The 14,201-nt window shown below is 61.5% G+C and carries 13 protein-coding genes and 1 pseudogene; 13 read left to right on the forward strand and 1 reads right to left on the reverse strand.

Annotation, left to right across the window (positions count from 1 at the left end; genetic code table 11):
- Positions 1–18: 18 nt before the first annotated feature.
- On the reverse strand, positions 19–1,017 hold the full coding sequence (locus tag A3C3_RS0109055; protein WP_022714285.1) for an ABC transporter substrate-binding protein: 999 nt from the start codon (positions 1,015–1,017) through the stop codon (positions 19–21).
- A 368-nt stretch (positions 1,018–1,385) separates the two neighbouring features.
- Between A3C3_RS0109055 and A3C3_RS0109065 the strand changes: the two genes are divergently transcribed.
- The 13 genes and pseudogenes from A3C3_RS0109065 to A3C3_RS45130 all read left to right on the forward strand — a co-directional run.
- The gene (locus A3C3_RS0109065) at positions 1,386–1,739 is read left to right on the forward strand and encodes a DUF1428 domain-containing protein (protein ID WP_022714287.1); all 354 of its coding nucleotides are present in this window, start codon (positions 1,386–1,388) and stop codon (positions 1,737–1,739) included.
- A 13-nt stretch (positions 1,740–1,752) separates the two neighbouring features.
- Positions 1,753–2,175 carry a secondary thiamine-phosphate synthase enzyme YjbQ gene (locus A3C3_RS0109070; protein ID WP_022714288.1) on the forward strand — a complete coding sequence of 141 codons (423 nt, stop codon included), beginning with the start codon at positions 1,753–1,755 and terminating at the stop codon, positions 2,173–2,175.
- 104 nt (positions 2,176–2,279) lie between these two features.
- Entirely contained in the window at positions 2,280–2,594 is a 315-nt protein-coding gene (locus A3C3_RS0109075; protein WP_022714289.1) for a hypothetical protein, read from the forward strand.
- 390 nt (positions 2,595–2,984) lie between these two features.
- A complete protein-coding gene (locus A3C3_RS0109080; protein WP_022714290.1) occupies positions 2,985–4,022 on the forward strand; it encodes a LacI family DNA-binding transcriptional regulator in 1,038 nt (345 codons plus the stop codon).
- Positions 4,019–5,020, forward strand: coding sequence for a Gfo/Idh/MocA family protein (locus A3C3_RS0109085; protein ID WP_022714291.1), 1,002 nt, complete (start codon positions 4,019–4,021; stop codon positions 5,018–5,020). Before A3C3_RS0109080 ends, A3C3_RS0109085 begins: the two co-directional genes overlap by 4 nt.
- 1 nt (position 5,021) lies before the next feature.
- A complete protein-coding gene (locus A3C3_RS0109090; protein ID WP_022714292.1) occupies positions 5,022–6,635 on the forward strand; it encodes an acyl CoA:acetate/3-ketoacid CoA transferase in 1,614 nt (537 codons plus the stop codon).
- Positions 6,628–7,401 (forward strand): enoyl-CoA hydratase/isomerase family protein, encoded by a 774-nt coding sequence (locus A3C3_RS0109095; RefSeq protein ID WP_022714293.1) that lies wholly within the window; start codon positions 6,628–6,630, stop codon positions 7,399–7,401. Before A3C3_RS0109090 ends, A3C3_RS0109095 begins: the two co-directional genes overlap by 8 nt.
- Positions 7,401–8,909 carry an aldehyde dehydrogenase family protein gene (locus A3C3_RS0109100; protein WP_022714294.1) on the forward strand — a complete coding sequence of 503 codons (1,509 nt, stop codon included), beginning with the start codon at positions 7,401–7,403 and terminating at the stop codon, positions 8,907–8,909. Before A3C3_RS0109095 ends, A3C3_RS0109100 begins: the two co-directional genes overlap by 1 nt.
- A gap of 29 nt (positions 8,910–8,938) precedes the next feature.
- Positions 8,939–10,444, forward strand: a complete 1,506-nt coding sequence (locus tag A3C3_RS0109105) for an FAD-dependent oxidoreductase (protein WP_022714295.1) — start codon at positions 8,939–8,941, stop codon at positions 10,442–10,444.
- Positions 10,444–11,220: a 3-ketoacyl-ACP reductase gene (locus A3C3_RS0109110; protein ID WP_022714296.1), complete on the forward strand. Its 777-nt coding sequence runs from the start codon at positions 10,444–10,446 to the stop codon at positions 11,218–11,220. Before A3C3_RS0109105 ends, A3C3_RS0109110 begins: the two co-directional genes overlap by 1 nt.
- A gap of 14 nt (positions 11,221–11,234) precedes the next feature.
- Positions 11,235–12,890 carry a GMC family oxidoreductase gene (locus A3C3_RS0109115; RefSeq protein ID WP_022714297.1) on the forward strand — a complete coding sequence of 552 codons (1,656 nt, stop codon included), beginning with the start codon at positions 11,235–11,237 and terminating at the stop codon, positions 12,888–12,890.
- A 483-nt stretch (positions 12,891–13,373) separates the two neighbouring features.
- Positions 13,374–13,664 carry a hypothetical protein gene (locus A3C3_RS43425; protein ID WP_156890779.1) on the forward strand — a complete coding sequence of 97 codons (291 nt, stop codon included), beginning with the start codon at positions 13,374–13,376 and terminating at the stop codon, positions 13,662–13,664.
- A gap of 331 nt (positions 13,665–13,995) precedes the next feature.
- A pseudogene (locus A3C3_RS45130) lies at positions 13,996–14,187 on the forward strand (transposase); the annotation flags it as partial.
- Between the last annotated feature and the right edge of the window lie 14 nt (positions 14,188–14,201).

Here is a 14,201-nt window from a genome sequence, read left to right on the forward strand (position 1 = left end):
CTTGCGAATCATGAGGGATCAGAGGGAAGCCTTGATCTTCTCGGCGACTTCCGGAGAGACCCATTCCTTCCACAGGGCTTCGTTTTCCTTGAGGAAGTGCTTGGCACCGTCTTCGCCGGTAGCCTGGTTGTCGGTCATCCAGGCGATGAGCTTGTTAACGGTGTCGTTCGTCCAGGCACGCTTGTTGAGATAGTCCATGGCCGGGCCGGCGCGATCGGCAAAGGTTTTGCTCACGAGCGTCTGAACGTCGTCGGCCGGCCAGGCGTTCGGCTTGGGATCGGGGCAATCGGCAACCGAGGTACAGCGCTTCCATTCCGCCGCATCGTATTCGGAGCCGTAGCCGAGTTTCACCATTTCATATTTGCCGAGGAGCGAGGTCGGGGCCCAGTAGTAGCCGACCCAGGGCTGTTTGCCTTCGTAGGCCTTGGCGATGGAACCGTCGAGGCCGGCTGCCGAGCCCGTATCAACCAGCGTGAAGCCAGCCTTGTCCCCGCCATAGGCCTTGAAGAGCTGCGAGGTCACCACCGTTCCGCCCCAGCCTTGAGGGCCATTGAAGACGGCGCCTTTGCTCTTGTCTTCGGGAGCAGGGAAAAGTTCGGGATGCTTGAAGAGATCAGGGATCGTCTTGATGTCTGGATGGGCTTCGGCGATGTATTTGGGGATCCACCAGCCCTGGATCGCGCCGTCCGAAAGGATTTTCGAGGCAGCAACCACCTTGCCGCCTTCCAGGCCGCGCTTCACGAGTTCCGGCTGGAGGCTTACCCAGGCTTCCGGTGCGACGTCCGGCTCACCCTTTTCAGCCATTGATGTGAGCGTCGGAACAGTGTCGCCGCTGACGATCTCGGCGGTGCATCCATAGCCTTCCTCGAGGATGATCTTGTCGAGGTTTGCGGCAACTTCGGCCGATTGCCAGTTCATGCTGGCGATGGTGACGTTGCCACACTCCGCGGCCGAAGCCGTGCTCGAAAGGCCGATCAGGCCGGCAGCAAGGACGGTTGAAGCCAAAAGTGCTTTCATTTTCTTGTTCCCTCTGGTCGCGGTGTGACGTGAACCCGGTTGCCTGCGGCACCGCGTCCGCCAGCAAGCCTATTGAGCATGCTTTCATGCGCCATGCGCCATTCCGTTTGCGTCAGAAAATGGCGCATTGACGCTTTCTTTCAATGGCTGATCAGGTGCGTTGTCGCGATCGGGACAATCGTTCCAATAGGCGCAAATCGTGCAAAGCGGATTATTCTGAAACGAACGCGTCTTTTGCCTGATCTTGCCAAGGCCGGGACGCCGCGGGGCTGGAAATCGGCGGATCACGCATATTTTCTCACCTATACTGTCGGGCCTTGCGCTCGCCATCCGTCCTATGATCGTCAACAGAATATGGGAGAACGACAATGCCTTACATCGACGGATTCGTCGTGGCTGTTCCGAAAGCCAATATCGAGGCTTACAAGAAGTTGGCGAATCTCGCCGGCTCGATCTGGAAGGAGCATGGTGCGCTCAAATATGTCGAGTGCCTTGCCGACGACGTGCCCTATGGCGAACTCACCTCGTTTCCGCGTGCGGTGATGGCGAAGGAAGACGAAGTGGTGGGGTTTTCCTGGATCGTCTATGGATCGAGGAGGGAGCGCGACGATATAGTGGCCAAGGTCATGTCCGATCCACGCCTGCAGGGCGAAGAATGGAAAACGGTCTTTGATGGCAAGCGAATGATCTACGGCGGCTTCGAAACTGTCGTCGAACTTTGAAAAAGGCAGTTCCATGCCCCAGACGATCATCTCCGTCTCAACCCGGGGGCAAGGCCTCTATGAATTCACCGACCAGGCGGCTGGCTTCGTCCGCGCAACCGGCGTGGACGAAGGTTTGCTCACTGTCTTCGTGCGCCACACCTCCTGTTCGCTCTTGATCCAGGAAAATGCCGACCCGGATGTGCAGACGGACCTCAGTGCCTTCTTCCGCCGGCTCGTGCCGCCGTCATCGGACCCATCGATGCGCTGGATTGTCCACACGACCGAAGGTCCGGATGACATGCCTGCCCATATCAAGGCGGCGCTGACACAGGTTTCGTTCGGTATTCCCTTTACGAGTGGCAAGATGGTGCTCGGCACCTGGCAAGGGCTCTATCTCTTCGAGCATCGCGACCGTCCCCATCGCCGCGAAATCGTGCTGCATGTCAGCGCCTGAACCGAACCTGAATACGCAATTCGAACACCATTCAGTTTCAGCCTTCTATTGTCGAATCATCCCCGGAAGGGAGTTCGATCATTCTTTGAAACTAGGAAAACCCGATGACCAATTTCATTGCCAAGGCATCGTTTGCCGCATTGCTTGCCATTGCTTCGATCCCCGCCAGCGTCTCGACTGCTGCCGCAGCCAGCCCGGAGCGCGGCGTTGTCATCGACGTCCAGTATCATCGTCCGCCACCGGTCTACCGCGGTTGCTCGCCGGTCATGGCAGTGCGCGCGGCTCGCTGGTCCGGCCTGCGCGACGTGCGCGTCGTCAATGTCACACCGCGCCGCGTCGTCGTTGCCGGCCGTGACCGCCGTGGCTGGGACCGAATGACCTTCGCGAATGTCCGTGGCTGCCCGCTGATCCGCCGTTAATAAGTAGCAGCCGCCGGTCTTTCAGACGCGGCGGCACAAGAACCGCCTTTGCCAATTCTTCTCGGATCACGGCAAGGGCGGTTTTTCATTGCCGGGATTGCGGCCGCAAAATGAAAAAAGCCTCGCGACGGGCGAGGCTGAGTTCTAGGCCGCTTCGGGGAAAAGAAGAAGCGACGCTCATTTCATTAGTACCGTCGAGTACGGCTGCAAAGTGCACTTTTGTCAATTCCGGTACGCTTTTGTGTTCGGGTAGAGATTTTTTTCACCGGCTTATCACCTTGATTTAGAACGTTCCAAACCGATCAGAAAAAGATGTAACTGCGCTGCAATTCATTCCTTGACAAATTTGGAACGTTCCAATTATCTCCGAGTATTCTTGGAGGAGCAATCATGAGCAGGGAGCGGGTGACCGTCATCGACATCGCGAACGCCGCCGGCGTTTCAAAGTCGACCGTGTCGCTCGTGCTGCAGGGGAGCTCGCTCGTTAACGAAACGACGCGCGCCAAGGTGAATGCCGCAATCCGCGAGCTTGGTTATGTCTATAATCGCGGCGCTGCCAATCTGAGACAGGCGAACGCCAAGTCAAAGATCGTCGGTATGGTCGTCAACGACCTGACGAACAGCTTCTTCGCCGAGCTCGCCGTCGGCATCGACAGCGTCATGCAGTCTGCGGGTTACGTGCAGTTTCTGGCCAATACCGGCGAGAATATCGACCGGCAGCGCGAAGTCATTGCATCGATGCGCGAACACGGGATTTCCGGGCTCATCATCTCGCCGGCCCGCGGCACGGAGGCTGCAGATTTCGGGGGCCTCGCCAATGCCGGAATCCCTGTCGTGTTGGCCGTCCGCAATGTGCCAGGTGCGCGGGTTTCGTCGCTGACATCGGACAATCACGCGGGAGCGGCCGCCTCCGTCGCGCATCTTGCAAAGCTCGGCCATCGTCGCATCGCCTTTCTCGGCGGCTTTCCAGATACCGCCGTCTTTACCGAGCGCTTTATGGGATATCGCGATGCGCTGTTTGACGCGGGTCTGGATTTCGACGCGGATCTGGCCATCGGAGCGGCACCCTCGCGGGCGGGCGGCGTCGAGGCGATCGAGCGGGCGATGCGGCTTGCCACCCCTCCGACGGCTGCGGTCTGCTTCAACGACGCGGTTGCCTTCGGCGCCTGTGACGGGCTTCGAAGCCGAAAAATAGAGCCGGGCTCCGAGTTCGCGGTGGTCGGTTTCGACGATGTGATCGAGGCAAAGACGGCGGTGCCGGCGCTGACGACCGTTTCCGTCGATCCGCAAGGCATGGGGCGCCGGGCAGCGCAGCTGCTTCTAAAGCAGATCAATTCGGGGACGGCTGAGCCCGAAGCGCTGGTCAAAAGCGTGCGCCTCGTCGTCCGTCAAAGCTGCGGCACAGGCATTCAAGGAGGAGTCCGATGACGAATTGGGGTTTGATCGGTGCCAGCACGATCGCCAGGGAATGGGTGATCGGTGCGATCCGCGCAGCGCGCGGCGAGGCCGTCTCGGTGATGAGCGCGGACGCGGCGCGCGGCAAGACTTACGCGGCCGAGAACGGCATTGCGAAATCGGTGACCAGCGTTGCCGACCTCCTCAATGATCCGGATGTCGAGGCAGTCTACATCTCGACCACCAACGAGCTTCACCGCGACCAGACGCTGGCGGCGATCCAGGCGGGCAAGCATGTGCTGTGCGAGAAGCCGCTGGCAATGAGCCAGGCCGATGCGAACGCGATGGTAAAGGCTGCCAGGCAGGCGGGTGTGGTGCTGGCGACGAACCACCACCTGCGCAATGCCGCCACCCACCGCGCCATGCGCGATGCGATTGCAGCGGGCAAGATCGGCAAGCCGCTCGCGGCCCGTGTCTTTCACGCAGTCTATCTACCGCCGCATCTGCAGGGCTGGCGGCTCGACCGGCCAGAGGCGGGCGGCGGGGTCATCCTTGATATCACCGTGCACGATGCCGATACGCTGCGCTTCGTCCTCGGCGACGATCCGGTCGAGGCGATCGCCTTCGGCCAGAGCGGCGGCATGGGCAAGGCCGGGCTGGAGGATGCCGTCATGGGCGTACTGCGCTTCAAGTCCGGCGTCATCGCGCAGTTCCATGACGGGTTCACCACGAAATATGCAGAGACCGGCTTCGAGGTGCATGGCAGCGACGGATCGCTCGTTGCCAGTAACGTCATGACTCAGCGTCCGGTCGGCCGCGTGACTCTGCGGAATGCAGAAGGCGAGAGCGAACTCGAATGCAAAAGCGCCAATCTCTACGAGGTTGCGCTCAGGGCCTTCCACGATGCGGTTGCTGGGAAGGGCAGGCCGTCGGCGACGGGCGAAGACGGCGTCTGGTCGCTTGCGACCGGCCTTGCCGTCATCGAATCCGCCAGGACCGGCAAGGTGGTCAAGATCGAGCCGGGGCTTTGACATGGACAAGCACGTCACACCCGCCGACGCTGCAGCCCTGATCCCCGACGGTGCGATCGTCTCGGTCTCGTCGTCGAGCGGCCTCGGCTGCCCCGACTTGATGCTGAAGGCGATCGGTGAGCGTTTCGAAGCGACCGGCCATCCCCGCGATCTGACGACGCTGCACCCGATTGCGGCAGGCGACATGAGCGGTATCAAAGGCGTGGACTACATCGCGAGGAAGGGCCTGCTGAAGAAGATCATCGGCGGCTCCTATCCCTCCGGCCCGTCCGGCGCCGAGCCGCCATTGATCTGGCAGATGATCGGCAACGACGAGATCGCCGCCTATAACGTGCCGTCGGGCATCCTCTTCGACATGCACCGTGAGGCGGCCGCCAAGCGGCCGGGGGTGATGACCAAGGTTGGCCTCGATACGTTCGTCGATCCGGCGCGCGAAGGCTGCGCCATGAATGCCAAGGCCGCTGCCGAACCGGTCGTCAAGAAAATCAGCTTCGAAGGCGAGGACTGGCTGTTCTTCAAGGCAATCGCACCGCAGGTCGCGATCATCCGGGCGACGACGGCGGATGAGCGCGGTAACCTGACATACGAACATGAAGGCGCCTATCTCGGCGGCCTCGACCAGGCGCTCGCCGCCCGCAACAATGGCGGCATCGTCATCGCGCAGGTGAAGCGCATAACCAAGGAAGGCTCATTGAAGCCCCACGATGTCCGCGTTCCGGGCGTGCTCGTCGACTATGTCGTGGTCGATCCCGACCAGAAGCAGACGACGCAAACGCTCTACGATCCGGCCATCTCCGGCGAGATCTTCCGGCCGCTCGACACATTCCGCCTGTCGGAGTTCAATATCCAGAAGGCGATTGCGCGACGGGTGGCGCAGGAACTGCAGGGTGGGAGCGCCGTCAATCTCGGCTTCGGGATTTCGGCCAACGTGCCGCGCATCCTGCTGGAAGAGGGACTTCACGGGACGGTGACATGGGTGATCGAGCAGGGTGCCGTCGGCGGCGTGCCGCTTCTCGACTTCGCTTTCGGCTGCGCCTCGAATGCCGATGCCTTCATGCCGTCGCCCTACCAGTTCACCTATTTCCAGGGTGCAGGCTTCGATGCCTCGCTGCTCTCGTTCCTTGAGATCGGCCGCGATGGCTCGGTCAACGTCTCGAAGCTCTCCTTCCGTCCACACGTAACGGCAGGCGCCGGCGGCTTCGTCGATATCACGGCGCGGGCGAAGAAGATCGTCTTTTCGGGCATGTTCAATGCCGGCGCAAAGCTCGGCGTCGAGCACGGCAGGCTGGTGATCGAGAAGGAAGGCAAACTCAAGAAGCTCGTCAACGCCGTCGAGCACGTGACCTTCTCGGGTCCGCGCGGCGTGGCCCAGGGGCAGGATGTCACCTATGTCACCGAGCGGTGCGTAATGAAACTGACGCCGGATGGCATCGTGCTGACCGAGATCGCACCCGGCGCCGATCTGCAGGCACATATTCTCGACCAATCGGAATTTCCGTTGATCGTTTCGGACAATCTGAAGGTCATGGACGACGCTCTCTTCGGCGAAGCGCCGATCGGCCTCAAGCTGCCAGAAAAGCCAAAGCGGGCTCTGGAAGGAGCATTCCATGGGTGAGGTGAACGTTTCAATCGAAGGTCACATCGCGGTCATGACCGTCTCGCGGCCGGAAAAGCTCAATGCCTTCGATATCGACATGCTGAAGGCGCTGGCCGCGGCCTGCGACGGGGTGGAGGCGAACGCTAATGTACGCGTCGCTATTCTGACAGGCGAGGGCAAGGCCTTTTCTGCGGGCGGTGACATCAAGGCCTGGGGCGGCATGCAGGCCAATGAGTTCGGCCATGCCTGGGTGCGCTTCGGCCACCGCATTTTCGAGCGACTTGCGACGCTGCGCATGCCGCTGATCGCGGCGCTGAACGGCCATGCGCTCGGCGGCGGTCTGGAACTGGCGGGCGCTGCCGATATCCGCATTGCCGAGAGCCAGATCAAGATTGGCCTCCCTGAGACGGGCCTCGGTATGATCCCGGGCTGGTCGGGTACGCAGCGGCTGGTCAAGCGCTTCGGCGCGCAGATCGTCCGGCGGATGGTGCTGGGCGGCGAGATGTTTTCGGCCGAAGAGGCAAAGGCGAACGGCATCGTCGACGCCGTCGTCGATACCGGCACATCACTTGCCGCGGCCAGGGACTATGCCTCGCGCATTGCACTTCGCGGGCCGGCGGCGCTGGAGATTTCGAAGCTTCTGATCGCATCGGCCAATGGCGAGGACAATGGTGCGGCGGTCGAGGCACTGGGATCGATCCTGGCTGCCAAGACCGGCGATCTCAAAGAGGGCGTTGCGGCATTTGCTGAAAAGCGTCCGGCTCAATTCAAGGGAGAGTGGTGATGACGGTGCTGCTGAAACCGCAGAAGCTCGTGGACGTGAAGGTGCGCGAGTTCAGCATGCTGATCGACGGCAAATGGGTGGAGGGCATCGAGGCAGGCACGATTGAGCGCGTGGCGCCGAGTCATGGCGTTGCCGTCAGCCGCTACAAGGCAGCGACCAAGGATGATGCGGTCAAGGCGATTGCTGCGGCCCGCAAGGCGTTCGACCATGGTCCGTGGCCGCGCATGACAGCCTCCGAGCGCTCCAACATTCTGCTTAAGGCCGCGGACATGATCGCCGCGCGTACCGATGAACTTGCCTATCTCGATGCGATCGAGGCTGGCAAGCCGATCACGCAGGTCAAGGGTGAGATCGCCGGTGCTGCCGACATCTGGCGTTATGCGGCAGCACTTGCCCGCGATCTGCATGGCGAAAGCTACAATACGCTGAGCGAGGGAACGCTCGGCGTCGTCCTGCGGGAGGCCGTCGGCGTCGTCTCGATCATCACGCCTTGGAATTTCCCGTTCCTGATCGTCAGCCAGAAGCTGCCTTTCGCGCTTGCAGCGGGCTGCACGGCGGTCGTCAAGCCATCTGAACTCACCTCCGGCTCGACGCTCGTGCTCGGCGAAATCCTGATGGAGGCGGGCGTTCCGGCGGGCGTCGTCAACATGATCGTCGGCGCGGGTGCAGCCGTCGGCGCGACGATGACCGGGCATCCGGATGTCGACATGATCTCCTTCACCGGCTCGACCGGCATCGGCCGGCTGACGATGGAAAACGCCTCAAAGACGCTCAAAAAAGTGTCGCTGGAGCTTGGCGGCAAGAATCCGCAGATCGTGTTTCCGGACGCCGATCTCGACGCCTTCGTCGATGCCGCCGTCTTCGGCGCCTATTTCAACGCAGGCGAATGCTGCAATGCCGGATCGCGACTGATCCTGCATCGCGACATCGCCGACGACGTAACGTCGCGGGTGGCGGCGCTGTCGCAGAAAGTGAAGGTCGGCGATCCGCTGGATCCATCGACGCAGGTGGGTGCGATCATCACGCCGCAGCATCTGGAGAAGGTTCAGGGCTATGTTTCCGCCGCCGCGGACAGTGGTGCGAATATTGCACTTGGCGGCAGTCATATCGATTTCGGTTTTGGCCAGTACATGGCACCGACGATCCTTTCCGGCGTCAAACCAGAGATGGCGGTGGCGCGCGAGGAGGTGTTCGGACCAGTGCTTTCGGTGCTGACATTCGAGAGTGCAGAGGATGCCGTCCGCATCGCGAACTCCGTCGATTACGGCCTTTCGGCCAGCGTCTGGAGCCGCGACTTCGACACCTGCCTGACGATCGGACGGAAGGTAAGGGCCGGCACGATCTGGATGAACACCTTCATGGATGGTGCAGCAGAACTGCCCTTCGGCGGTTATCGTCAATCGGGCCTCGGTCGCGAACTCGGGCGACATGCGGTGGAGGACTACACGGAGACCAAGACGCTCAACATGCATATCGGCGCCCGGACGGGCTGGTGGATGCCGCGCTGAGCCAAGGGCTTGGGTTCTGGGAGGATCGCTTGGTGAAGCAGCCGGACATCGTCATCATCGGCTCGGGGATCGGCGGGGCGACCATCGCTGCTGCGCTTGCGCCCTCTGGCGCCGATATCCTTCTCCTTGAGGCGGGCGGACATATCGAGGACCGGCCGGAGAACCGCGACCAGCGCGCGATCTTCCAGCGCGGCCACTTCCGGCCAAAGGAATTCTGGTACGAGATGGACGGCACGCCGTTCAATCCCGGCAATTACTACAATGTCGGCGGCAATTCGAAGTTCTTCGGAGCGGTCATGGTGCGCTACCGGCGCGAGGATTTTTATGAGATGCAGCATCTGGAAGGCATCTCGCCCGCATGGCCGTTTGCCTACGAAGAGCTGGAGCCATGGTATAGCCGCGCGGAGCAGCTTTACCAGGTGCGCGGGCAGATCGGCGAAGACCCTACCGAGCCTGTGCATTCGCAGAACTACGCCTTTCCGCCCGTGCCCGACGAGCCATCGATTGCGCTTGTGCGCGAGCGGATGAAGCGGAACGGCCTGCATCCCTATTCGCTGCCGCTCGGCATCGATATCGAACGCTGGCTTGCCAAGGCGAAGACGCCCTGGGACGCGCATCCGAACAGTTTCGACGGCAAGATGGATGCCGAGACGATCGGTCTTGCGCTGGCGCTGCAGCATCCGAACGTCCGCCTGCAGACCCGATCGCGGGTGACACGGCTTCAAACCGCGGCTGACGGCAAGCGCATCGAGACGGTTCATTGCCGGAAGGATGGCTCCGACGAGGCGGTCTCTCCGAAGCTCGTGATCCTTGCGGCAGGCGCGGTGCAATCCGCCGTCTTGCTGCTGCGCTCGGCAAACGAGAAGAATCCAAAAGGGCTCGCCAACAGCTCGGATCAGGTCGGCCGCAATTTCATGAACCACAATTCGAGCGCTGTGATCGCGGTCTCGCCGACCTATCGAAACGACGCGATCTATCAGAAGACTTTCGGCTTCAACGACTATTATCTCACGGACGGCGAGAGCGGGCCGCCGCTCGGCAATGTCCAGCTGCTCGGCCGCGTTTCCGGCGCCATCCTCAAGGCCAATATGCCGTCGGTGCCGGAATGGATGCTGAATCAACTCTCGGCGCATGCGATCGATTTCTACGCGATGAGCGAGGACATTCCGCATCCCGAAAGCCGCATCATGGTCGATGGCGAGCGCATTCTGTTGCAATGGGTGCGGACGAACTGGCCGGCGCATCTGATGCTGGTGAAGAAGCTGAAGCAGGCGCTGAGGGCGGCCGGCTTTCCGCTAGTGCTCTCGCGGCCATTCGACAAGCGCACGCCGTCGCATCAGTGCGGCACGGTCCGAATCGGCAACGATCCTGCGCAGGCGCCGCTCGACATCTTGTGCCGCGCCTACGACCATCCGAACCTCTTCGTCGTCGATGCGAGCTATCTGCCGACGTCCGCCGCGGTCAATCCGGCGCTGACGGTGGCAGCGCAGGCGCTGCGCGTCGGGGATCATATCCTGCAGAAGGAACTCGCGTGATGGCACAGGGAAGGCGGCCGGTCGCGCTTGTCACCGGAGGAAGACAAGGTATCGGACTGGCTATCGCCGAGGCGCTGGCGAAGGCGGGGCATGACGTCGCGATCACCGGAACAGAGGATGGCGGGCCGAACGATCCGGTGGTCGAGACATTGCGTTCGCTCGGGGTCGACGCCTCTTACCTGAAGGCTGACCTGGCGGACGTTGACGGGCATGCCGCAACCATCGAGGACGTCCTGCTGACATTCGGGGCGATCGACTGCCTGGTGAACAATGCCGGCATCGGTTCGATTGTCCGCGGCGACTTCATCGAGCTGAAGCCGGAGAATTTCGACGCGGTGCTCGATACCAATCTGCGGGGAACGGTGTTCTTCACGCAGGCGGTCGTCAAGGCGATGCTGGCAAGTGGCACCGGGCAGGCAACTCGTTCGATCGTCAACATCACCTCCGTTTCCTCTGAGCTGACGTCGCCGGAGCGGTTGGACTACTGCATCAGCAAAGCCGGGCTTTCAGCCTTCACCAAGGGATTGGCGGTGCGGCTTGCCGAGAGCGGGATTGGCGTCTTCGAGGTGCGGCCAGGCATCATCCGCACGGCGATGACGGCGACGGTAGCCGAAAAATACGATGCGTTGATTTCGGGCGGGCTCGTGCCGATGAAGCGCTGGGGGGAGGCTGAGGACATCGGCGCGATCGTCGCAGCCCTCGCGTCGGGGAGCTTCGGCTTTGCCACGGGCTCGGTGATCGATGCTGGTGGCGGGCTTTCGATCGGCCGCCTTTGAGCGGGGGATTTGGGATGGCATACGACTACATCATCACCGGCGGCGGCCCGGCGGGCTGCGTGCTCGCCAACCGGCTGAGCGAGGATCCAAATGTCAAAGTGCTGCTTTTGGAAGCAGGCGGTAGCGACTGGAACCCGCTGTTCCACATGCCGGCAGGCTTTGCCAAGATGACGAGGGGCGTCGCGAGCTGGGGCTGGGAGACGGTGCCGCAGAGACACATGAAGGGCAGGGTGCTGCGCTATACGCAGGCCAAGGTCATCGGCGGCGGCTCGTCGATCAATGCGCAGCTCTATACTCGGGGCAATGCCGCCGACTACGATCTCTGGGCCAGCGAGGAGGGCTGCGATGGCTGGGATTATCGCTCCGTTCTACCCTACTTCAAACGCGCCGAAGACAACCAGCGTTTTGCCGATGACTACCATTCCTATGGCGGACCGCTCGGCGTTTCGATGCCGGTTTCAGCGCTGCCGATTTGCGACGCCTATATCCGGGCGGGGCAAGAGGTTGGCATCCCCTATAACCACGATTTCAACGGCCGACAGCAGGCGGGCGTCGGCTTCTATCAGCTCACGCAGCGCAACCGTCGCCGCTCCTCGGCCTCGCTCGGCTATTTGTCACCGATCGGAGACCGGGCAAACCTGACCATCCGGATGAATGCCCGCGTTGTGAGGATCGTGATTGAGGGTGGAAAAGCGATCGGCGTCGAGGTGGCCGGCCGCAACGGCGTCGAGCTCATCTGCGCCGAGCGTGAGGTGCTCGTTTCTTCCGGTGCTATCGGGTCGCCGAAGCTGCTGCTGCAATCCGGTGTCGGGCCTGCGGACCATCTGAAAGCCGTTGGCGTGGATGTGAAGCATGATCTGCCCGGCGTCGGCAGCAATCTGCAGGATCATCTCGACCTCTTCGTCATTTCCGAATGCACCGGCGATCACACTTATGACGGCGTCGCCAAGCTGCACCGCACGCTTTGGGCGGGCTTGCAATATGTGCTCTTTCGTTCGGGCCCCGTGGCCTCCTCGCTCTTCGAGACCGGTGGCTTTTGGTATGCGGATCCAAACGCGCGCTCCCCCGATATCCAGTTCCATCTCGGCCTCGGCTCCGGTATCGAGGCGGGCGTCGCCAGGCTGAAGAACGCCGGGGTGACGCTGAATTCTGCTTATCTGCATCCGCGCTCGCGCGGCACCGTGCGTCTCGCATCGGCCGATCCGGCGGCTGCGCCGCTGATCGACCCGAATTACTGGAGCGATCCGCATGACCGGAAGATGTCGATTGAGGGCTTGAAGATCGCCCGCGAGATCATGCAGCAGGCGGCGTTGAAGCCCTATGTGCTGGAGGAGAAGCTGCCGGGAAGCGGCGTCGTCACCGACGAGCAGCTTTTCGACTACGGCTACGCCAATGCCAAGACGGATCACCATCCAGTCGGCACGTGCAAGATGGGCGCGGATGCCATGGCCGTCGTCGGTCTCGATCTGAAGGTGAGGGGGCTCGACGGACTGCGCGTGTGCGACAGCTCCGTCATGCCGCGTGTTCCGTCGTGCAATACCAACGCTCCGACAATCATGGTCGGCGAGAAGGGAGCCGACATCATCCGCGGGCGCGAACCCTTGCCACGCGCCATCTTCTCCTGGGAACGCAACGACACGCGGCCGAGAGCAAGGTCAGACGTTCGCTAGACAGGTCAGGCGCGAATGAAGAGCGCGCCGACGAGGCCGAAGATAACGATCGATTGCAGGATGAACATCGGCAGTTGATCGGACATGTTTCCCTCCCATGGGCACGATTTTCATGCTTGTTCGGTGACAGCATGCTGCCGGCCAAAGCCGGAATGCTGGAGGCGAATGCTGCCACGGCATCACTAGGAGCGCAAATCACCTTTCGAATATCGATTTCCTCCTTTTTTGCGATCGGAAGAGCAAAAGATGGTATAATCGCTTTCGATGCGATGTGCGGTAGACACCGCTTTGCGAATGCCTGAAGAGGAATAGCATTCGAAACTAAGGCGGTTTTGCAATATTCGAGCATTGCATCATAACACAGCGTGGAACTTTTTATGCACTTAGTAGTTTTAGAGTGTACAGGAGGACTACTATGACCAATGATTTTAATAGACCTGGTCCGGATGTTCGTACGACACCGGGCAGCGACCGCCGGTCACCATGGGCAATGTGGATCGGTATTGCGGCTGTTGTTGTAATCATAGCCCTTGCAGCGATTTACTGGCCGCGCACGAGTGCACCGCCAGCCACACCGCCCGCCGGCGAGACAACAACGACCCAGCCGCCAGCTACAACGCCACCGGCAACGTCGACCGCGCCGGCAACGCCACCGGCAACCGAGCCGGCCCCGGCAACTCCGGCACCGACAACGCCGCCGGCTACGGAACCGGCACCAGCAACCCCGCCGGCAACGCCTCCGGCGCAGCAGTAAGGTTAGCCTGCCAACCATGAACTGACCCCCGAAAGTTGGACATCAACCTTCGGGGGTTTTGCATGTCCAAACGCAGCCAAGCTTTTAAGCGATCAAGGGTGAGCGAGGCGCTCGGAAAGCCGGTGAGCATTTCGGAATGGCATCGATGCCCACATCGGCCTCGCAGTTCCTCGACGAGCATACCCATATCGGCCTGGTCGGATACCTTAACAGGCGATAGCGGCGCGGGTGCAACGACGGGTATGTGAACCTGAAGGGCTACTACGAGTTCGGAGCGGAGCACTGTGCCGAAGGCTGGAACGTCTGGCTAACTGGCATTCTCACCAGCGACTGGCAATGGCCTGACGTTGCTGGCAGCGCGGCTCGAACGAAAACACCAACCGATTGCTGCGCACTATCTGTCACGTGGCGCCGACCTGTCCGTATGCAGCCAGGCCAAGCTCAGAGCTATCGCGAGGCAGCTCTCAACGAACGTCCCAGAAAGACCTTGCTTTATCGACCCCGGCGGAGACGTTCGCAGAGTGTGTTGCGCGCACCATTTGAGCACCGCCGATTCG

This window comes from Rhizobium mongolense USDA 1844, from assembly GCF_000419765.1.
Lineage (GTDB): Bacteria > Pseudomonadota > Alphaproteobacteria > Rhizobiales > Rhizobiaceae > Rhizobium > Rhizobium mongolense.